The following is a 19,496-nucleotide window of genomic DNA, read 5'->3' as shown; positions in this document are numbered from 1 at the left end:
GCCACCGCTCCGAATCAAGGGCATGAACACTTCGAGACCTGAGAGGAGGTGTACTCAATGCGCGCACTCAGTGTGAAGCGGACCGCCGTCCTCGCGGCGGCCGGAGCGATGCTGGCGGGCGGCGCCGCCATCGGTACGGCGGGCACCGCGTCGGCGTCCGTACCCACGTCGGCGCCGACCTCCCACAGCCAGCATCACGGCGACCGGGGGTCGGGCCACCACGGCTACGGCTACGGCAACCGCCATCACGACCGGTACGACCACGACCGGTACGGCCACGACGGCTGGGGCAACTCGCACCACCGTTGGCACAACAACTGGCACAACGGCTGGTGGGGCAACGGCTGCTGGCACTCGGGTTACTGGTACTGACCCCGAACGCGGTGAGGTCGGCCCATGAGCGGGGGCCGGCCTCACCGTTCCGCTGTCACACCGGGGCCAGCTCCGGCTGGGCCCGCTGCTCACCGACGTTGCCCAGCCGCGGACCGGCCGGAGGCTTCGTCGGCCACCACAGCCAGGGGCCCGTGTCGACGGCGAGGGCCGGGACGAGCAACGGGCGGACGAACAGGGTGTCGAGGAGGACGCCCACGGCCACGATGATGCCGATCTGCGCGAGGTAGCGCAGCGGCATGACGGTCAGCGCGGCGAAGGTGACGGCGAGGACGACCCCCGCCGAACTGATGGCGTTCCCCGTGGCGCGCAGTCCCCGGAGCGTGCCGATCCGCTGTCCCGCGAGCAGGGACTCACGACGGACGCGGTGCATGAGGAAGATGTTGTAGTCCACCCCGAGCGCGATGAGGAAGACGAAGGAGAACAGGATCAGGGACGGCTCCGTCGCGGTCGAACCGAAGGTCACGTCGAAGATCAGCGCCGAAATGCCCAGTGCGGCAAGGAAGTTGGCCACGGCGATGGCCACGAGCAGGACCGGCAGCGCGAGGCTGCGCAACAGGCCGAGCAGAAGCAGCAGCACGATCACCAGGACCGCGGGCAGGACGAGGGAGCGGTCGCGCTCGGCCGCCCGCTGCATGTCGTACACCTGCGCCGGATGCCCGCCGACCCGGGCTCGGGCGCCCGCGGCGGCCGCGCGGAGACGGCCGACGGTCTTCTGGGCGCGGGCGCTGTCCGGGGCGCTGTCGAGGGTGACCGCGAGGGCTGTGCGGCCCGTTGCGGAACCGGCGCCGGGCACGACCTCCGTCCGCGCGACCCCCGTCGTGGCGTCGATCCGCTGCCGCGTCCGTGCCGCGCCGCCGGAGTCGACCAGGACGATGGCCGGACTGCCCGTCCCTGCGGGGAAATGCGCCTCCAGAGCCGACTGGGCCCGCACCGAGGGCGCCCGCGCCGCGAGCGCCTGGCCCAGCGGAAGGCCGCCGGGCGCCAGCAGTACGGCGAGGCAGGCGCAGCCCGCGAGCGCCGCGCAGCCCACCGTCCACACCGGACGCGCGTACCGCCCGACCACCGCCGCGACCAGGGACCAGACCCGCCCGCCGGACCGCCCGGAGTGCGGTCCCCGCGGCCAGAACATCGCCCGGGGGCCGAGGAGTACGGCGGCCGGGACGAAGGTGAGCGCGGCCGGTACGCAGCAGGCCATCGCCACCGCTCCGGCCAGGGCGAGGGAGTGGTTGGCGGGGAGGGAGCTGAGGAGCAGGGCGACCATGGCGCAGGCCACCGTCGCCGCGCTCGCCGTGATGGGCGCCCAACTCGCCCGCAGCGCCGTCCGCATGGCGGCCGGGGCGGGCATCTCCGGCGCGTGCTCGTGATACCGCGCCAGCAGGAGCAGCCCGTAGTCCGTGGTCGCGCCGATGACCAGCACGGAGAGGATGCCCTGCACCTGCCCGTCGACCGTCACCACGCCCCAGCTGCCCAGCGCGTACAGCACCGCACTGCACAGGGTCAGCGCGACGACCCCGGAGGCGGCCACCACCAGAGGCAGCAGGACACTGCGGTGGACGAGGAACAGAATGGCGGCGACCGCGGCCAGCGCGATCATCAGCAGCCTGCCGTCGATGCCCTCGAACGACGTCTGAAGATCGGCCTGCGCCGCCGCGGGACCGGCCAGCCGGACCCTGCTGTCCGGCAGCGAACCGGCGATCTTCCTGACGCGCTCCAGAGTCGGCTGGAGCCGGGACTCGTCCGGGTCGGTGAGCGTGACGACACCCACGAGGGCCCGGCCGTCGGCCGAGGCGGTCACGGGGCCGGGGGACCCGACCGAACGCGGCAGCGCGCCCAGGACCCGCTGTGCGGCCGCCGGGTCCAGCCGCGCGGCGGCCTCCCACACGACCACGACCGGTGGCCCCGCGGCCGGTCGACCCCGCTGAAGCTCCTCCGCCACCCGGCTCGACTCGGCCGCCGCGGGCAGCGTCATCGACGGCCGCTGCGCCGCGACCGACGCGAGACGGCCGGGAAAGACGGCCGTGCACACGGCCACGACCAGCCAGGCGGCCACGACGAACACCGGGAACCGGGCCACCACGGACAGCTCGCGGAACGAGCGCACGACATCACCTCACGCGTGGGGACGAGCACGGTGCCGAGAGCGGGGACGCTCGACCTCATCGACGGTGATCCGGTGCCGTCACCCCGGCCGGATCGGTGTGCGGACCCGGATTACCTCTTCCGGGGGTACGGCCCGGCGCACCTCACCGGGCCGGTGCCCTGCCGTCCCAGGTGTCCGTCAGTAGACGAGCAGGCGGTCGCACGTGCTCGTGCCGTCGTGCAGCGAGTTGTCGCTGTTGAGGATGTAGAAGGCGTTGGCGAAACCGCCGGTCGCGGTGATCTTCGGGACCACGATGATGGTCTGGTCCGCCATGCTCAGCGAGTTCGGCCGCGCCACGTTCCGGTACACCAGGTCGAACAGGTTGACCGTCAGGTTGGGGAGCCGGAGGATGCGGTACTCCCGGTCACCTCCCGTGCCCGTGATGGGGGCGTGGTTCGCCGGGGCCGCCCACTGCGAAGGGGACGTGGCCATCCGGCCCTGCGCCTCCAGATCCTGCAGGCGCCGCTGGGTGCTCGGGCGGATGCCCGCCATGTGGATGTGGAGCTGGTTGAGCTGCCGGGCGCCCTGCGAGTTGATCCCGAACCCGATGTACCGGGACTGCACGGGGACGTCCCCGCCGCTGCGCCCGGTCTCCCACGCCTCGTGCCAGTAGTTCGCGACCCCGCTGGTCTCGAGGAACGGGCACTCGATCCCCGTGATGCGGCACGTCGGCACCAGGAGGTAGTTCTGCGTGCTCAGCGGCTTTCCGTGCAGCACGATGTAGTTCGGGGTCATCTTCAGGCAGTCCGGCTTCTGCCCCGACGGGGGAACCGTCCCGTTCACGCAGTACTGGACGTCGTTCCACAGCGGCTCGTTGTCCGTGGGCCTGCCGCAGATGCCCTGGAGCTGGGCCGGGGGACAGGGGCTCGCGCCGCCCGGGGGAGGAGGCGTGGTGGGGCATGTGTCGGGTGTCGGGCCCGCGTCGACACCGCTCGCCGCCGCGGCCGTGCCGCCGCTCAGCGCGGCCGCGCCGGTCAGCAGCGTCGCGGCGCCGACGGCTCCGGAGAGTGCGACGAACTGACGCCGGGGTACGTCGTTCGCGTTCTGCTGGTCATTCATGTCTGATCTCCGAGGGGACGACCGCTGGCTGGGGGTTTTTGCAGGTTAGGTGCCGGAATTCGATTTACGGCGATTTACTCATCGGCCGAATGAGTGAGCGTGGGGGAGCGCGATACGCTGCCGGGCGATGCCGGAGAACCGCCTGTCCCCGCCCGAGTCGGTGGACGTGCCGCTGCGCGGGGCGGGCTGGCTGCCGCACGGCTATCACCTCGACCCGCACACACACCCCCACGGCCAGCTCGTCTACGCCGCCGCCGGGGTACTGGCCACCACCACCGAGCGCGGCACCTGGGTCGCCCCGGCCAACCGGGTGACCTGGACCCCGCCCGGATTCGCCCACTCCCACCGCTTCTACGGCCGCACCGACGCCCGCCTCCTCAGCGTCCCGCCGGAGCTGTGCGGCGAACTCACCGACCGGCCCAGCGTGTTCGCGGTCGGTCCGCTGCTGCGCGAGGCGGTCCTGGTGCTGACCGACCGGCCGGAGACCCGCCCCGGCGCCCACGCGCGGCTGCTCGCCGTGGTCATGGACGAGCTGGCCGAGACCCCCGAGCAGTCACTGCATCTGCCCGAACCCCGCGACGACCGGCTGCGGGCCGTCACCGACCTCCTGCACGCCGATCCCGCGCACCCCGCCACCCTGGCCGGGCTGGGCCGGGCGGCCGGGGCGAGCGAGCGCACGCTGAGCAGGCTGTTCCACACCGAGCTGGGCATGAGCTTCCACCGCTGGCGCACCACCCTGCGCGTCCATCACGCCCTGGCCCACCTCACCGGCGGCCTGTCGGTCACCGACACCGCCATGGTGTGCGGCTGGTCCAACCCCTCCAGCTTCATCGAGGCGTTCACCGAGGTGGTCGGGCAGACTCCCGGCCGCTATCAGGCGGAGCTGCGCGGCCGGTAGGTTGGCGGGTTTCCGGTATCCGCTGTCCCTTTCCCGGTGGTTCCCCGTCGTGCCCCGGCTCCAGAGTGGTGGCAGTCCCCCCGACCACCCCACCGAGCACGGAGGCCCGTACACCCATGACCGAGACAATCGACCGCACCGCCGTAGTCATCGTCGGAGCCGGTGTCGCCGGGCTGGCGCTCGGCAACTTCCTGCTGCGCAACGGCGTCCGCTGCGTCGTCCTGGAGAAGCACAGCCGCGCCTACGTCGAGCAGCGGCAGCGGGCCGGGACCATCGACGGGTTCGGGGTGCGGATGCTCCGCGAGTGGGGGCTCGCCGAGGTGCTGGCGGGGGACCCGGTCCCGCAGAGCGAAGGCGGCTTCTACCTCGACGGGGAGGCCATGCCGATCGACGTGGACGACGACAACGAGAGCCTCTACTGCCCGCAGCAGGTCCTCGTGCGCAACCTCACCGACGCCTTCCTCCGCGAGGGCGGCGACCTCCGCTACGCAGCCGCCGACGTGACGCTGGAGGACATCGACGGCGCACACCCCCGCGCCCGCTACCGGGACGCCGACGGCACCACCAGGGTCGTCGAGTGCGACCTCGTCGCGGGGTGCGACGGCTTCCACGGCGTCAGTCGGCGGACCATCCCCGCGGGCGCCCTCACCGAGTACTCCCACCAGTACGGGTACTCCTGGCTCAGCGCCCTGGCCGCCGTCCCGACCAGCCCGTCCGGCATGGCGATCCACGCGCGCGGCCTCGCCGGACTGATCCCGCGCGGTCCGCACGCCACCCGCGTCTACCTCCAGTGCGCCCTTGACGACACCCCCGAGCAGTGGCCGGACGAGCGGGTCTGGGGCGAGCTGGAAGCCCGGTTCGGGACCTCGGTGGCGCGCGGGGAGATCGTCAGCAGGCAGATCGTGCCGCTGCGCGGTGTGGTCTTCGACCCGATGAGCCACGGCAGGCTCTTCCTCCTCGGGGACGCGGCGCACATCGTGCCTCCGATGAGCGCGAAGGGCATCCATCTCGCCCTGCACGACGCCGAGGTGTTCGCCCGCGCGGTCCTGCGCTGGGCCGAGAACGGCGACACGAGCCTGCTCGACGGCTACTCCGAGACCTGCCTGCCCCACATCTGGAACTACCAGGCGTTCGCCACCTGGATCACCGACGTCATGCACGACGCCGGTGACCCCGGGCACAAGGGAGAGTTCCGCAAGCGGGTCGCCCGGGCGGAACTCCAGCGGCAGTTCACCTCGGAGGCGGCGAACCGGCTCTTCGCCGAACTCACCGCGGGCACCAACTAGTTCAGACGTTGGTGGGGGCTTCCGGGCGGTCACGAGTGCAGCTGCGCTCCGGGCAGCGCGTCGGGGTCCCGGCGCACCTCGGCGGTGTTCGTCTCGGGCAGGAACCAGGCGCAGCCGAAGGTGATCAGACCCATGAGCGCGATGTACGCCGCGACCAGCGTGGTCGTCCCGGTCCGCGCGACCACCGTGGTCATCAGGATCGGGGTACCGCCGCTGACGACGATGGCGGACAACTGGTAGGCCAGAGAGGCCCCGGAATAGCGGACGTCGGTCGCGAACAGCTCACCGAGGTAGGCGGCCATCGGGCCGTACGTCAGCCCCTGGAAGAGGAAACCGACGGTGATCGCGACGAAGACCAGGGGCGCCGACGCCGTGTCCACCAGCGCGAAGTAGGGGAACGCCCAGGCCGCCACGCCGAGTCCGCCGACGAGGACCAGCTTGCGCCTGCCGAGGCGGTCCGACAGGTGGCCCGCGTAGGGGAGTATTCCCGCCATCAGGGCCGAGCTGAGCAGGGTGACGGTGAGCAGGGAGTCGCGGTCCATGTGCAGCGTCGTCGTGCCGTAGCTCAGCAGGCCGGTGATGCTCACGTAGAAGAGGCTGTTGGTCGCGGACAGGGTGCCGCAACCGAGCAGGATGGTCCGCCAGTTACGGCGTACCGCCTCGGTCAGCGGGGCCCGGACCACGCTCGCCTCCGGCGTGACGGCGGCCTTCTCCTGGAGTGCGCGGAAGTCCGGGGTGTCCTCCACCTTGTGCTGGATGTGCAGGACGACGGGGAACATGACCGCGCTGAGCAGGAACGGGATGCGCCAACCCCAGTCCAGGAACGCGTCGTCGGAGATGACGGAGCCGGTCGTGGTGAAGATGAGGTTCACGATGATGACCGCCACGGGCACGCTCGTCTGCCCGAACGTGCCCGCGAAACCACGGCGTTTGGGGTGCGCCGACTCCGTGAGGAGCAGCGCGATGCCACCCCACTGGCCGCCCGCCGCCGCCCCCTGGACGAAGCGGAGCAGCACCAGAAGGACCGGGGCGAGAACGCCGACGCTCGCGGCACTCGGCAGACAGCCGATGAGGAAGGTCGCCGTGGCCATGCCGATCAGACAGGCCACGACCGTGGGCTTGCGGCCGTGCTTGTCCCCGAAGTGACCGGCGAGCAGCCCGCCGAGCGGCCGGGCCACGAACCCGGCCCAGAAGGTGCTGAAGGACAGCAGCGTGCCCATGAAGGCCGACGAGTGCGGGAAGAAGACGTGCGGGAAGACCAGCGCCGCCGCCGTGCCGTAGAGGAAGAAGTCGTACCACTCGATCGAGCTGCCGATCAGTCCGGCCGCCAGCAGCTTCCAGCCGGTACGGCGTTCGGACACCGTGGCGGGACCGGAGCCCTCGTCCTGGATGTGGGCCTGCGCGGATGAGGCCATGGGAGGCATCCCTCCGGTTCTGGTCAGGGGTGTGTGCGGGGACGCCCGCCGGCCGGTCGGGGTATGTGTCACAGCTCTGTGTGGGGTGAGAGTAGGGCTGAGCAAGCGCTTTGGGAGATGGGGATTGGCTACACTCCTCGCACTTCAGGGGTGGGTGAATCCACCACCTCCCTTTCTCGTCCCCGCTGGCAGAAGGCGAGCGATGGCACCGACCGGGTCCGAGCCCGACAGGAACGACGGCCAGGGCGAACTCGCCGCCTACCGGCTGCGCCGCGAACGCGAGTTGAGCAGCCTGTACGCCACGGCCCGTTCGCTGACCGTGCTGGGCGAGGTCGACGTGGTGCTCCCGGCCATCGTCCGGGAGGCGCACGAGCTGATCGGCAGCGACTTCGTCTATCTCTCGCTGCGCGACGCGGACGGCGTCCTCTCCCTCAGCGCGGCGGCGGGCACCATCTCGCCGGAGTTCTCCTCCGCCCGCATGCCCGCCGGGGCCGGTCTCGGCGGCTGGGTGATCGAGACCAGGGCGCCGGTCTGGGTCAGCGACTACCGGCACGCCGACGGCTTCCACCGCGACCCCGTCTTCGACCGCCTCGTCTCCGACGAGGGACTGGTGGCACTGCTCGGCGTACCGCTCCTGGTGGGCGACCGGGTGATCGGTGTTCTCTTCGCGGCCGACCGCACCGAGCGCCCCTTCGAGAAGGACGAGGTCGCCCTCCTCAGCGCCTTCGCCGACCATGCCGCCATCGCCCTCAACAACGCGCGGCTGTACGACGAGAGCCGGGTGGCACTGCAACGCCTCCAGGACGCGTACCGCGTCATCGAGGACCAGGTCGCCACGATGGAGCTGGCCGCCGCGGTGCACGAGGCGCTGACCCATGTGGTGCTGACCGGCGGCGGACCGGGCGACATCGCGCAGTCGCTGGTCGAGCATCTGCGGGGCGTGGTCACCATCCGGGACCGGGACGACGAGGTCGTCGCCACCCGCTCCTGCGGCGCCGGAACCACGGCCGCCGACCCCGCGCTCGAGCGGGAGGCGCTGGAGCGGGCGCGCCGGACCGGGCGGTGCGTCCACGGCCAGGGCGACGACGGCACGGTCCTCAGCGTGGCCGCCATCCAGGCCGGTGGCAGCCACCTGGGCTCCCTGTCCCTGCGGCGCCGGGCCCCCACGGAGTCGGCCGACGTCCGGATGCTGGAGCGCTCGGCCCAGATCACGGGCCTGCTCGTGCTCATGCGCGACGCCCGCGTGGAGGCCGAGGAGCGGGTACGGGGCGAACTGCTCACCGAGCTGCTGTCCCACCCGCCGCTCCAGCCGGTCCATCCCGCGCTGCGGGACCGCGCGCTCGCCCGGGGCGTCGACGTCGACCGGCTCGACGTCCTGGTCACGGCCGACTGCCCCGACCGGTCCGCCGGTGACCTCGTCCGCGAGCTGCACGCCTCCTCCCCGGAGTGGTCCGGGCTGGCGGGCGAATACCTGGGCCGGGCGACGATGCTGCTGCGCGCGGACGACCCCGAGGCCGCGGTACGGACGCTGCACCAGCGGCTGCGCCGCCGACTCGGCACGCCGGTCCTCGTGGTCGCCGACCGGATCACCGGCCACGACCGCGCCCACTCCGTCACGCTGGCCCAGCGCTGCCTGGACGTCATGCGCTCCCTCGGCGAGACCGACCGGGGCGCCACCACACGGCGGTACGCGATGTACGGGCTCGTCTTCGACCCCCGGCGCTCCCACGAACTGGATGGGTTCATCGACGACTCCCTCGGCCCCCTCCTCGACTACGACCGCCGCCGCTCCACCGACCTGGTGAGCACGGCGGCCGCCTACTTCGCCCACTCCGGCAACCTGAGCCGGACCGCCCACTCCCTCCATGTCCACACCAACACCCTGCTGAAGCGCCTGGACCGAATCACGGCCCTCCTCGGCGACGACTGGCGCTCGGCGGACTCCGCGCTGCGGCTCCATCTGGCGGTACGGCTGCACCAGTTGAGGGTGGTGCTGGACGGGGCCTAGAGGGCGTCCCGTGCGTCCGCCGTCCTGTCGCGCAGCGCCAGCAGCGTCCAGCCCCGGCCGCTCGGGTCGAGGGGGCTGGTCGCGGCGGTGAAGAGTTCGGCCGCCCGGCGGTAGGAGAGGCGGCCCCGGCCGGTCACCGGGCAGCGGTCGGCCGGAGGCGCGGTGGCGGGGGCCCGGCGGGCGGTGACGAACACCGGCCCCGCGGTGCGGCCCGCCAGGAGCAGGGGAAGCAGGCGGGCGGTTCCCGGCCCCCAGCCCAGCCCGGCCCCCGCGCCTCTTCTGGTGTGCCGCCCGGGAAGGTCCAAGTGGTCGATGTCCAGGGCGAGTACGTGTTCCACCGGCGCTCCGGACTCGTGGAGGAGGTACCACAGGGTCAGCTCCCGGAGCGGCGCCCGCAGGGCCAGGGCGGCTCGGGCGCGGTCCGGGGTGGGGAGCCGGGGTGGCGCGGGTGGCTGTGCCAGGCCGATGGTCGGGTCGGTGCCGATCCAGCCTCGCGCCAGCCACCACGCGCCCGCTGCTCGAAGGCAGGCCAACTCGCGGGTGAGGGATGCGGGTTGTGCGATCGCGGTGCGGTCGGCCAGTCCTTGTCGCAGCCGCTGCGGGGTCCTCGGGTCGTCCAGCACCGCGAGGGGCACGGTCGGCGGGTGGGCACCTCGGCGGTCCCGACCGGTGGGGGTGCGCCGGTCGACCAGGGGCCACGCCCAGCCGAGCAGCGATATGCGGTAGATACGCCGGGATGCGGGACCGAGCTCCGCTGCGGCCACATAGCGGTCGACGGCGGCACCGTATTCGACCGGCGTGACATGCTCCTCGATCATGCTGCCCATCCGCAGTAAATGAATTGCCTTCGGCTTCGGCAACTGACCTTACCACCAGGGATGTTGCAGTAAATCTGCGTCATTTACTGCGCCCGTCATCGCGGGCGGAAAGTTTTTCATCGAGAGGCCCATTTAATTCGCGTAAACCCTTGCGGCGCATTGTTCGGCAAAGGCAGGGTGCGCATTCATGACACTCGGAACTCACCGGCTGCGCGTGCTGCGGCACGCCCGGTTCCGCCGATTCCTCCTCGGCCAGACCACCTCGCTGCTCGGCTCCGGGATGAACGCGATCGCCACGACCTTCGCCGTACTGCGCCTCCCCGGCGGCGGTGTCGACGCCGTCGGCGGGGTCATGGCGGCCCGGATTCTTGCGGTGCTGGCCGCGCTGCTGCTCGGCGGTGTGCTCGCCGACCGGCTCGGGGCCCGTACGGTCATGCTGGCGGCGGATCTGCTCCGCTTCCTCTCCCAAGGTGTGCTGGCCGTGCTGCTGCTCACGCACAGCGTGCGGATCTGGGAAGTGGTCGTGCTGGCGGTGCTCCTCGGGATCGGGGAGGGCGGCTTCATGCCGGGCCTGTCGGCACTGGTCCCCGGTCTCGTCCCGGCCGACGAACTCGCGGACGCCAACGCGCTGTTGGAGATGGCCCGGCCGATGACCTCCATCGTGGGACCGGGGCTGGCCGGGCTGCTCGTCGCCGCCTTCGACGCCGGGACGGTGGTCGCTGTCGACGCGGTCAGCTACGGCGTGAGCGTCGTCGCCCTGACCGGCTTGCCGGTGGCGCGGGCGGCCGGGGGCTCCGGGGGTCGCATGTTCAGCGAACTGGGGCGTGGCTGGCGGGAGTTCACCTCACGCACCTGGCTGTGGGTCACCACTCTCCACATCGGCCTGTTCAATTTCGTCCTCTGGGCGCCGTTCCTGGTGCTCGGGCCGTCCATGGCCGAGCAGCGGCTCGGCGGGGCGCGGGCCTGGGGGTTGGTGCTGGCGCTGGAGGGCATCGGCGCGATCGTCGGCGGGTCGCTGCTGCTCGGCCGGAAACCCCGGCGGGGGCTCGCCTGGTCGGTGGCCGCGTCCGCGGGCTGGGCCGTACCCGCGGCCGCGCTGGCCGTCGGGCTGCCGCTCCGCTGGGTGGCTGCCGCCGCCTTCTGCGCCGGGATCGGCGCCGCCGTGTGCACCACCCTCGCCGCGACCGTCATCCAGCGGGACGTCCCGGCGGAGGTACGGGGACGTATCAGCGCCTTCGACAGTCTGGGGGCCTTCGCGCTGGGACCGCTCGGGCTGGCGCTGGCGGGGCCGGTGTCCGGGGTCGTGGGCGCCGACCGGCTGCTGGGGTTCGGGGTGCTGTGGCAGCTGACCGCGGTCGGGGTGGTGCTGGCGGTACCGTCCGTACGGAGGCACGAGGCGGCTCCGCGGACCGGCGAGCGGGTCGTAGCGATCAAGTGAACGCCACCGGCGGACGGTCTTCCGGCCGTCCGCCGATGGTTCGTCACTGTCCCGTCCGCGCGGTCACGGGCAGGAGCTGGAGCTCTGGCCGACGACGTGGGCGTCCGCGTTGTCCGCCGCCTTCACATAGGCGGCCGACGTGCCCCGGCGGTCGTAGGTCTTGGTGAAGTCCGAGCCCAGGTCGACGATGAACTTCACCTTGTAGCAGTACCCGGCGTCGACGCGCAGCGTGTCCCAGTCCTCCTTGTAGGGGGTGTGACCCCCGCCCGAGGAGAGGTAGTAGGTGGTCTGCGCCACGTTGTCGCTCTTGCACGTCGGCTGTGTCGCCGTCCACGCGCCCGTACTGTCCCCGCCACGGCACCAGTTCTTGAGCGCGGTCGCTCCCAGCGCGGTGTCGTTCACGGAGGACGAGCAGCCCGCGAGGCTGCAACTCGCACCGGCGTTGGCGGCGGTGGCCGAGCCCAGCACCGCGACGACCGTCATCGCCGTCACTGCGGCCGCCGCTCTCCCCAGCCCTCTGGGCAGCACTTTCTTGGAAAACACCGAAGATCCCTCCCCTGTCGGCTCGTGCGTCGGCACGAACTCAGCCAGGAAGCTAGCGGCATTCACCGGCCGTGTCAGCGCGTCGGCACCGGTGTGAAATTGCCGCCCGGCGGGGTGGTGGAGGGGGGTAGGTTGGCCGCATGGCTTCCGTACTCATCGTCGGTTACGACCCGCAAGCGATTCCCGGTATCGACGCGGACGCCCTTCGGGCCGCGCTCGACGCGGAGTTGGCGCGGTTCGGCGAGCACGGGATCGACGCGGGCATGGCGCTGGTCGTGTTCGACGGAACGGCCGAGGCCACGCTCGTCGCGGCACTGGCCGAGCGGCCGTGGGACGTCGTGGTCGTCGGCGGGGGCATCCGCAAGACCGAGCAGTTGCTGCCGCTGTTCGAGCAGATCGTGAACCTCGTCCACCGCCACGCCCCTCGGGCCGCCCTCGCCTTCAACACCGGAGGCGGGGACAGCGTCGAGGCGGCGCTGCGGTGGCTGTGAGGGGTCAGGCCAGCGGCTTGCTGAGGACCGCCTTGCGGTGGCTGAAGGTGTCGAGGGAGTAGCGGCCGTGGTAGTTGCCCATGCCGCTCTCACCCACGCCGCCGAAGGGGAGGTCGGAGACGGTGAGATGGGCGAGGGGCAGACCGTGGCCGAGGCCCCCGGAGGAGGTCTCGGCGGCGATGCGCTCGCGGGTGGTGTCGGAGTCGGTGAAGACGTACAGCGCGAGGGGCTTGTCGCGGTCGTTGATGAAGTCCACCGCCGCGTCCAGGTCCGGCACGGTCACGATCGGGAGGATGGGGCCGAAGATCTCCTCCCGCATCACCGGCGCCTCGGGGGCGACGTCGGCCAGCACGGTCGGCGCGATGTACTTGTCCGTACGGTCGCTGTGCCCGCCGACGGCCACCCGGCCGGAGTCCAGCAGGCCGGAGAGGCGGTCGAAGTGGCGCTCGTTGATGATGCGGCCGTACTCCGGCGAGGCCGCCGGGTCGGCGCCGTAGACGCCCTCGATGGCGCGGACGAGCGCCGCCTCCAGGGCGGGGGCGGTCTCCGGGTCGGTGAGGACGTAGTCGGGGGCGACACAGGTCTGCCCGGCGTTGAGGAACTTGCCGCGCGCCAGCCGGTCGGCGACCACCTCGAGGTCGGTGTCCCGGTCGACGAACGCCGGTGACTTGCCGCCGAGTTCGAGGGTGACCGGGGTGAGGTGCTCGGCCGCCGCCCGCATGACGACACGGCCCACCGTGCCGTTGCCGGTGTAGAAGATGTGGTCGAAGCGCTCGGCCAGCAGGGCCGTGGTCTCCGGGATGCCGCCCTCGACCACGGCGACCGCGTCGGTGTCGAGGTAGGCCGGGATCAGCTCGGCCAGCGCGGCGGAGGTGGCCGGGGCCAGCTCGCTCGGCTTCGCCACGACCGCGTTGCCCGACGCCAGGGCGCCGACCACGGGGGCGAGCAGGAGCTGCGCCGGGTAGTTCCAGGGGGCGATGACGAGGACGACGCCGAGCGGGTCGTACTGCGTCCACGCCGTGGCGTCGTCACCGAGGTACGCGGGGACCGGCGCCGGCTCGGGGCGCAGCCACTCCGCCAGGTGCTCCAGGGTGTGGTCGATCTCGCGGATCGTGAAGTCGATCTCCGTGCGGTATGCCTCGGTGGCGCTCTTGCCCAGGTCGGCGTGGAGGGCGGCCGCGAGGTCGGCACCATGCTCGGTGAGCATCGCGCGCAGTCGGCGCAACTGCTCCTCGCGCCACTCGACGGACTTGGTCCGTCCGGTACGGAACGTGCCGCGCAGCCGGGCCACGGTGTCGGCGGCCTGCTCGGTGGGGGAGTGGTTCACGGGTGCCTCGCGTCCTCGACGATCAGATGTAAACACCAACCTTCCAGACGGCCGAGAAAATTCCACGGATTGCCCGGAATGACGTAGATCACGGCGCGTACGCGGAAGGGCCGCCCCGGATGATCCGGGACGGCCCTCGCGGTCACTCTCCCATTGGCTCAGGAGGTGGTGAGGTTGATCATGCGGTGGTCGGACAGCGTGCCGTCCACGACCCGGCACGTGTACGTGGGTCCCTGCGGGCCGAAGATGTAGTCGATCTTGTTGTTGCCGTCCGTGGGCGCGCCGGTGTGCGGCGAGGACGGCGTCGGCTGCCCGCACTCCTGGTGGCCGGGGTAGAGGGCGTCGAGGTAACTGACGTCGTTCTGCGTGGTGTTGAGGTCACCACCGTAGTAGGTGGCGTAGCCCTTCGCGGTCAGGGCGTCGACGGTGTCGCGCATGGCCTGGGCCTGCTTGGGGCGGTACAGGTCCGACGGGTCGGTGTCGTCACCCTGCGGGTTGCCGTTCGCGTCCGTGTACGGGCCGCTGCTGAAGTGCGCGTCGCAGTACGCGGAGCCCTCGGCCGGCATGACCGCGCAGAGCATGGGCCGCTGCTCCTTGGCCGGGTCCGTGCCCTTCTTGGGCGGCGACGGAAGCACGGTGCCCTGGTACCAGGTGTTGCTGTCGGGCACGGCGAGCGCGATGCCGAAGGAACCCCGGCTGACACCGTCCTTGGAGTCGTCGCAGTCCTTCTGGGCTTCGATGGACGTGCCCGCGACCTTGAAGGACGTCGGCATGAAGCGCACGTCCATCGGACCGGCCCAGCTCTCGAGCGCCAGCTCCAGGGGCTTGGCCGCCTTCTCGCAGATCTCCTGGAAGAAGATCGCGTCGGGACGCCGGGTGCCCATGGCCTGGTGCAGCGCGTTCGACACGTTGGTGGCGACGGTCGCGGACGGGGCGTCGTTCAGGGGGCAGGAGCCGTTGTTGTTGGCGCAGACGTTCCACGAGACGACGTCACGCGCGACCGGCGCCTGGGCGGTGGGCGCGGGCGCGGGGCTGGTGGAACCCTGTCCGTCGACCCTCACCAGGGAGAAGCGCTCCCAGGAACCGAGGGTCTCGACATTGGCGGGCTGCGCCGTACGAGCCCGCAGCAGCCCCTTGTCCGGGTACGTGCCCAGTTCCGCCGCGACGTACTTGCCGTTGGACGCCAGCAGGCCGAAGACTCCGCCGGACAGCGGCTTCAGCGTGAAGCGCTCCCAGGCCCCGATCGTCGTCGCCCGGGTCCGCAGCATGGAGTCGCTGGCGTCGTCCTCGGTCGTGACGTAGTTGCCGGTCGCCTCGGAGCGGAAGCTCACCGTGGTGCCGAAGCCCTTGCCCGTGACCCAGTCGGTGTGCAGCGTGAACTGCTCAGTGGGCCCAGGCGTGGTGGCGGTCAGGTTGGCCCTGAGCTTGCTGTCGCCGTTGGACCCGGCGGAGACGGTCACGTAGTGGTCGGCCACCTTCAGTGCCCACCTCTGGCCCGCCGACGACGGGGGCACCGGGGTGTCGGCCGCGGCCGACGGCGCGGCCAGTGCCACGACGGTGCTGAGCGCGGTGAGAACCACCGCCAGCAGGAGCCGTATTCGTTTCAGCATGTGTGATCCCTCGTGAACTCTCCGCGCCCGTGCGTGGAGGTGAACGCGAGGTGAAGTCAACCATGATCCAGAACGGTGAGACATGGACATGCCTGGCCGGTCTTCGCCGAACAGGCCCCGGTCGTCAGGTGCCCGAGTCCAGCCGCACGTCCAGCCCGTCGTTCTCCGTCCAGAAGCGGTCGTCCGCGTCCTGGAGGCGGGATGCGGCGTGGCGGAGGTGGAGGCGGGCGGCGGTCTGGGCGGCTTCGGGGTCGTGGGACTCGATGGCGGCGAGGATGGCGTGGTGCTCCTGGCGGACCGCTTCGATGAAGTCGGTGCGGCGGGCCTCGTTGGCGCGGGTGACGCGGATGCCGTCGCGGGCCACCTCGCCCAGGTAGCGCACCGTCTGGACGAGGACCGGGTTGCCGGTGGACTCCGCGATGGTGCGGTGGAAGGCGAGGTCCTCGTCGACTCCGTCACCGTCGGCGGCGACCGCCGTGTCCAGGGCGGCCAGCGCCAGCCGCATCCGGGCGATGTCGTCCGGTGTGGCACGGGTCGCCGCCAGCGCCGCGGCCTCCCCCTCCAGGGCGGCGCGGACCTCGACGATCTGCAGCACCTTGGACTTGGTGCCCGGAGACTCCGCCGCCAGGTCGAGCGGCCGGGTGCGCCGGGGCAGGACGAAGACGCCGAGGCCCTGGCGGGGCTCGACCAGGCCCGCGTTGCGCAGCCGGGACACCGCCTCGCGGATGACCGTACGGCTCACGCCGAGCTGCTTGACCAGCGCGACCTCGGTCGGCAGTTTGTCGCCCTCGGCGAGCCGGCCGGACTCAATCTCCTCCGCGAGGATCGCGGCGACCCGGTCCGCGAGTCGTATCGGACCGCTCACCTTGGAAAACATGCTTTTCAGTCTATCGACCGGCGGTCTGCGGCCCGGCCCCGAGCGCGGTGACGGCGGTCACCGCGTCGGCGTGGTCGGCCAGGTACTCCCGGACGACCGACTCGAAGTCCGGGTCCGCCGCGAGGCCGAGCGTGGCGGCGCGCGCGTTGTCGAAGTCGGCGGGCCAGGAGCCCACGATGGCCTCCACGGCGGGCTCGGGAACCACCGTCACCAGGTCGGCGACCGCGTCCCCGGCCACCCGGCGCAGGGTCTGGAGTATCTCGGCGACGGAGACCGTCAGCGCGGGCAGGTTGACCGGGAGCCGTCCGCTCAGCTGACCGGGGCCCTCACCGCGCTCCAGCTCCGCGACCCGGAGGATGCCCGCGACCGTGCGCCGGGGCGAGGCCAGGGCCACCCGCAGGGCGGGGTCGACCGGGCAGACGGCGGGCAGCCCGGCCAGCGGCTCGCGGACGATGCCGGACAGGAAGCCGGACGCGGCCGCGTTGGGCCTGCCCGGCCGCACCGACACGGTCATCAGCCGGGCCACCCGGCCGTCCACGAACCCCTTCCGCGTGTACTCGGCGACCAACTGCTCGCAGACAAACTTCTGCACCCCGTAGCTGGACCGAGGCGTCGGCAGGGTGCCCTCGGCGACCAGCTCGGGCAGCGGCAGCGCCGGGTCCGAGCCGTACACCGCGACACTGCTGGAGAACAGCAGCCGTACGACCGGGCCCCCGGCGGCCGACTGGGCACGGGCGGCCTCCAGCAGCGCGCGGGTGGTGTCCACGTTGGCGGCCATGCCGAGGTCGAAGTCCGCCTCGCACGCGGCCGACACGGCGGACGCGAGATGGATCACCACGTCCACCGGCTCGGCGAACAACTCGCCCAGCCGCTCGGTCAGATCACCCCGCACCACCTGAACGAGCGGGTCGGCGGCCAGCGGTGACTCCTCCGGTACGAACAGGTCGGCCAGTACCAGCCGGTCCACGGGTGCGCCGTCGAACGTCCGTGTCTCCAGCAGTCGTTCGGCCACCTGGCGGCCCAGGAAGCCGAAGCCACCGGTGATGACGATCCTCATGCGTGTGCTCCTCGGTAGTCGCGCAGCCAGCCGAGCCCCTCGCTCGTCCCGGCACGGGGGCGGTACTCGCAGCCGATCCACCCCTCGAAGGCCAACTCGTCGATGACGTCGAAGAGATGGCCGATGTTCAGTTCGCCCGCGTCGGGTTCGTGCCGGTCGGGCACGCCCGCGATCTGGAGATGCCCGACCCGGCCGGTCGGCAGGTCCCGGCGCAGGGCCGTGGTGAGGTCGCCCTCGGTGATCTGGGAGTGGTAGAGGTCCAGTTGGACCTTGACGTTGTCGGCGCCCAACTCCCTTACGACAGCGTGCGCTTCCTCCTGACGGTTCAGGAAGTAGCCAGGCATGTCACGGTGGTTGATCGGCTCGATCAGGATGTCCACCCCGGCAGCCCCGGCCCGCTCGGCGGCCCAGGCGAGGTTGCCGAGATAGGTGTCGCGGGCCGCGCCGGCCGTAGACAGTCCGGCCATCACATGCACGCGCGGGCAGTCCAGCGCGGCCGCGTACTCCAGCGCCCGGTCGATCCCGGCCCGCGTCTCCGCCTCGCGTCCCGGCAGCGCGGCCGTACCCCGCTCGCCCGCATCCCAGTCGCCGGGAGGGGCATTGAACAGCACTTGCCGCAACCCGTGGTCGTCCAGACGGCGGCGCAGCTCGGCGGCGTCGTACGCGTACGGGAACAGGTACTCGACGGCTGCGAAGCCGTCCGCCGAGGCCGCGGCGAAGCGCGCCGGGAACGGGTGCTCGGTGTACATCATGGACAGGTTCGCTGCGAACCTCGGCATGGTCACTCCCATGACGCCGATGGGGCGTCGGTCAGCGGTTGACGACGTCCTTCTTGGTGGTGAGTACGGCGGCGGCGCCCACGACGAGGCTGAACGCCAGCACGTACATCGGTATCGCCGCCGAACCGGTGCTGTCCTTGAGCGCGCCGATCATGTACGGACTGACGAAACCGGCCAGGTTTCCCACCGAGTTGATCAGGGCGAGCCCGGCCGCGGCCGCCGTGCCGCCCAGGAAGGCGGTGGGCAGCGACCAGAACAGCGGGGCGCAGGTCAGGACACCGGCCGCCGCGAAGGACAGGGCAAGGAGGGACAGCGCGGTCGAGCCGGACCAGGAGGCGGCCAGCGTGAAGCCGACGGCGCCCATGAGGCTCGGGATCACCAGGTGCCAGCGGCGTTCCCGGCGCCGGTCCGCCGAGCGTCCGAACAGGTTCATCGCCACCAGGGCGGCCAGGAACGGCACCGAACTCAGCACACCGATGGTCAGGTTGCCCTTGATGCCGGTGGACTCCACGAAGGTCGGCATCCAGAACGTCAGCGCGTACTGGCCCATGATGAAGCAGAAGTAGATGAGGCTCATCAACCACACCTTGGGGTCGCGGAAACCGTCCCAGACCTTGCCGTGCACGGTCCGGTGCGCGGCGTCCTCGGCGAGCGCCCGCTCCACGACGTCCTTCTCCTCGTCGCTGAGCCACTTCGCGTCCCGTACGCCGTTGTCCAGGTAGAACAGCGTGGCCACACCGACGGCCAGCGCCGGAAGGGCCTCCAGCGCGAACATCCACTGCCATCCCTGCCAGCCGCCCGTGCCGTGGAAGGCGTCCAGGATCCAGCCGGAGAGCGGGTTGCCGAAGATGCCCGCCACGGGGATCGCCGACATGAACATCGCGATGACGCGGGCCCGGCGGTGGGACGGGAACCAGTAGGTGCAGTACAGGATGACACCGGGGTAGAACCCGGCCTCGGCCGCGCCGAGCAGGAAGCGGAGCACGTAGAACGTCGTCTCGTTCGTCACGAACACGAACGCCGCCGAGACCACGCCCCAGCTGATCATGATCCGGGCTATCCAGGTGCGGGCGCCGACCCGCTGGAGCAGCAGGTTCGAGGGGACCTCGAAGAGGAAGTACCCGATGAAGAACAGCCCGGCGCCGAGGCCGTACGACGCCTCGCTGAACCCCAGGTCGTGCGACATCTGGAGCTTGGCGAAGCCCACGTTGACGCGGTCGAGGTAGGAGACGATGTAGCAGAGGACGAGGAAGGGGACGATACGCCGGACCACCTTGCGGAAGACGGCGTTCTCGCGGATGAGGTCGACTTCGGTGGCGACCGTGGGGAGCGACATGGCGAATCCTTTGAGCGGCTC

The 19,496-nt window shown here is 71.5% G+C and carries 17 protein-coding genes; 6 read left to right on the top strand and 11 right to left on the bottom strand.

From position 1 onward, the window contains the following. The first annotated feature begins 57 nt into the window (after window positions 1-57). On the top strand, window positions 58-372 hold the full coding sequence (locus ACI2LY_RS04060; RefSeq protein ID WP_404705744.1) for a hypothetical protein: 315 nt from the start codon (window positions 58-60) through the stop codon (window positions 370-372). Window positions 373-427: 55 nt separating this feature from the next. Here the strand turns inward: ACI2LY_RS04060 and ACI2LY_RS04055 are convergent, their stop codons facing one another. Both ACI2LY_RS04055 and ACI2LY_RS04050 read right to left on the bottom strand, forming a co-directional pair. Further along, a complete protein-coding gene (locus tag ACI2LY_RS04055) occupies window positions 428-2,494 on the bottom strand; it encodes an MMPL family transporter (protein ID WP_404705743.1) in 2,067 nt (688 codons plus the stop codon). Between the two features lie 177 nt (window positions 2,495-2,671). After that, window positions 2,672-3,592 carry a CDP-diacylglycerol diphosphatase gene (locus tag ACI2LY_RS04050; RefSeq protein ID WP_404705742.1) on the bottom strand — a complete coding sequence of 307 codons (921 nt, stop codon included), beginning with the start codon at window positions 3,590-3,592 and terminating at the stop codon, window positions 2,672-2,674. 127 nt (window positions 3,593-3,719) lie between these two features. Here ACI2LY_RS04050 and ACI2LY_RS04045 point away from each other — a divergent pair, with 127 nt between their 5' ends. Both ACI2LY_RS04045 and ACI2LY_RS04040 read left to right on the top strand, forming a co-directional pair. Continuing rightward, complete coding sequence (locus ACI2LY_RS04045) at window positions 3,720-4,490, top strand: AraC family transcriptional regulator (RefSeq protein ID WP_404705741.1); 771 nt, start codon at window positions 3,720-3,722, stop codon at window positions 4,488-4,490. 116 nt (window positions 4,491-4,606) lie between these two features. Further along, window positions 4,607-5,776: a 4-hydroxybenzoate 3-monooxygenase gene (locus ACI2LY_RS04040; RefSeq protein ID WP_404705740.1), complete on the top strand. Its 1,170-nt coding sequence runs from the start codon at window positions 4,607-4,609 to the stop codon at window positions 5,774-5,776. A 29-nt stretch (window positions 5,777-5,805) separates the two neighbouring features. Here the strand turns inward: ACI2LY_RS04040 and ACI2LY_RS04035 are convergent, their stop codons facing one another. Continuing rightward, a complete protein-coding gene (locus ACI2LY_RS04035) occupies window positions 5,806-7,191 on the bottom strand; it encodes an MFS transporter (RefSeq protein WP_404705739.1) in 1,386 nt (461 codons plus the stop codon). Window positions 7,192-7,393: 202 nt separating this feature from the next. On the opposite strand from ACI2LY_RS04035, the gene ACI2LY_RS04030 reads away from it, so the two are divergent. Continuing rightward, a complete protein-coding gene (locus ACI2LY_RS04030; protein ID WP_404705738.1) occupies window positions 7,394-9,199 on the top strand; it encodes a helix-turn-helix domain-containing protein in 1,806 nt (601 codons plus the stop codon). Here the strand turns inward: ACI2LY_RS04030 and ACI2LY_RS04025 are convergent. After that, window positions 9,196-10,017 (bottom strand): hypothetical protein, encoded by an 822-nt coding sequence (locus ACI2LY_RS04025; protein WP_404705737.1) that lies wholly within the window; start codon window positions 10,015-10,017, stop codon window positions 9,196-9,198. The two genes, ACI2LY_RS04030 and ACI2LY_RS04025, sit on opposite strands and share 4 nt — an antisense overlap. A gap of 187 nt (window positions 10,018-10,204) precedes the next feature. Here ACI2LY_RS04025 and ACI2LY_RS04020 point away from each other — a divergent pair, with 187 nt between their 5' ends. After that, window positions 10,205-11,455 (top strand): MFS transporter, encoded by a 1,251-nt coding sequence (locus ACI2LY_RS04020; RefSeq protein ID WP_404705736.1) that lies wholly within the window; start codon window positions 10,205-10,207, stop codon window positions 11,453-11,455. A gap of 63 nt (window positions 11,456-11,518) precedes the next feature. Here ACI2LY_RS04020 and ACI2LY_RS04015 read toward each other — a convergent pair whose 3' ends face one another. After that, window positions 11,519-11,998: a hypothetical protein gene (locus ACI2LY_RS04015; RefSeq protein ID WP_389005852.1), complete on the bottom strand. Its 480-nt coding sequence runs from the start codon at window positions 11,996-11,998 to the stop codon at window positions 11,519-11,521. A 140-nt stretch (window positions 11,999-12,138) separates the two neighbouring features. Between ACI2LY_RS04015 and ACI2LY_RS04010 the strand changes: the two genes are divergently transcribed. Then, window positions 12,139-12,489 carry a hypothetical protein gene (locus tag ACI2LY_RS04010; RefSeq protein WP_404705735.1) on the top strand — a complete coding sequence of 117 codons (351 nt, stop codon included), beginning with the start codon at window positions 12,139-12,141 and terminating at the stop codon, window positions 12,487-12,489. 4 nt (window positions 12,490-12,493) lie between these two features. Here ACI2LY_RS04010 and ACI2LY_RS04005 read toward each other — a convergent pair whose 3' ends face one another. From ACI2LY_RS04005 to ACI2LY_RS03980, 6 genes are all read right to left on the bottom strand, one after another. After that, a complete protein-coding gene (locus tag ACI2LY_RS04005; protein ID WP_404705734.1) occupies window positions 12,494-13,816 on the bottom strand; it encodes an aldehyde dehydrogenase family protein in 1,323 nt (440 codons plus the stop codon). 158 nt (window positions 13,817-13,974) lie between these two features. Then, window positions 13,975-15,426, bottom strand: coding sequence for a fascin domain-containing protein (locus ACI2LY_RS04000; protein WP_404705733.1), 1,452 nt, complete (start codon window positions 15,424-15,426; stop codon window positions 13,975-13,977). A gap of 124 nt (window positions 15,427-15,550) precedes the next feature. Next, the gene (locus tag ACI2LY_RS03995; protein ID WP_404705732.1) at window positions 15,551-16,303 is read right to left on the bottom strand and encodes a FadR/GntR family transcriptional regulator; all 753 of its coding nucleotides are present in this window, start codon (window positions 16,301-16,303) and stop codon (window positions 15,551-15,553) included. 10 nt (window positions 16,304-16,313) lie between these two features. Then, complete coding sequence (denD, locus tag ACI2LY_RS03990) at window positions 16,314-17,360, bottom strand: D-erythronate dehydrogenase (RefSeq protein ID WP_404705731.1); 1,047 nt, start codon at window positions 17,358-17,360, stop codon at window positions 16,314-16,316. Next, the gene (gene otnI / locus ACI2LY_RS03985) at window positions 17,357-18,139 is read right to left on the bottom strand and encodes a 2-oxo-tetronate isomerase (protein WP_404705730.1); all 783 of its coding nucleotides are present in this window, start codon (window positions 18,137-18,139) and stop codon (window positions 17,357-17,359) included. The genes denD and otnI overlap by 4 nt, the downstream gene beginning before the upstream one ends. A gap of 31 nt (window positions 18,140-18,170) precedes the next feature. Next, entirely contained in the window at window positions 18,171-19,475 is a 1,305-nt protein-coding gene (locus tag ACI2LY_RS03980) for an MFS transporter (RefSeq protein ID WP_404705729.1), read from the bottom strand. Window positions 19,476-19,496: the final 21 nt, after the last annotated feature.

The organism is Streptomyces sp. NPDC002176, assembly GCF_044903645.1.
In the GTDB taxonomy this organism is placed as follows: Bacteria; Actinomycetota; Actinomycetes; order Streptomycetales; family Streptomycetaceae; genus Streptomyces.
Note: the sequence above shows the minus strand (reverse complement) of the source record. Positions and strands in the feature narration are given on the sequence as shown.

Bases quoted from the DNA above. Each gene is read 5' to 3' on its own strand.
- ACI2LY_RS04000 (WP_404705733.1), bottom strand. From the start codon at position 15,426: ATGCTGAAACGAATACGGCTCCTGCTGGCGGTGGTTCTCACCGCGCTC.
- ACI2LY_RS04040 (WP_404705740.1), top strand. From the start codon at position 4,607: ATGACCGAGACAATCGACCGCACCGCCGTAGTCATCGTCGGAGCCGGT.
- ACI2LY_RS04060 (WP_404705744.1), top strand. From the start codon at position 58: ATGCGCGCACTCAGTGTGAAGCGGACCGCCGTCCTCGCGGCGGCCGGA.
- ACI2LY_RS04030 (WP_404705738.1), top strand. From the start codon at position 7,394: ATGGCACCGACCGGGTCCGAGCCCGACAGGAACGACGGCCAGGGCGAA.
- ACI2LY_RS03995 (WP_404705732.1), bottom strand. From the start codon at position 16,303: ATGTTTTCCAAGGTGAGCGGTCCGATACGACTCGCGGACCGGGTCGCC.
- ACI2LY_RS04035 (WP_404705739.1), bottom strand. From the start codon at position 7,191: ATGGCCTCATCCGCGCAGGCCCACATCCAGGACGAGGGCTCCGGTCCC.
- ACI2LY_RS04050 (WP_404705742.1), bottom strand. From the start codon at position 3,592: ATGAATGACCAGCAGAACGCGAACGACGTACCCCGGCGTCAGTTCGTC.
- ACI2LY_RS04010 (WP_404705735.1), top strand. From the start codon at position 12,139: ATGGCTTCCGTACTCATCGTCGGTTACGACCCGCAAGCGATTCCCGGT.
- otnI (WP_404705730.1), bottom strand. From the start codon at position 18,139: ATGCCGAGGTTCGCAGCGAACCTGTCCATGATGTACACCGAGCACCCG.
- denD (WP_404705731.1), bottom strand. From the start codon at position 17,360: ATGAGGATCGTCATCACCGGTGGCTTCGGCTTCCTGGGCCGCCAGGTG.
- ACI2LY_RS04020 (WP_404705736.1), top strand. From the start codon at position 10,205: ATGACACTCGGAACTCACCGGCTGCGCGTGCTGCGGCACGCCCGGTTC.
- ACI2LY_RS03980 (WP_404705729.1), bottom strand. From the start codon at position 19,475: ATGTCGCTCCCCACGGTCGCCACCGAAGTCGACCTCATCCGCGAGAAC.
- ACI2LY_RS04045 (WP_404705741.1), top strand. From the start codon at position 3,720: ATGCCGGAGAACCGCCTGTCCCCGCCCGAGTCGGTGGACGTGCCGCTG.
- ACI2LY_RS04025 (WP_404705737.1), bottom strand. From the start codon at position 10,017: ATGATCGAGGAGCATGTCACGCCGGTCGAATACGGTGCCGCCGTCGAC.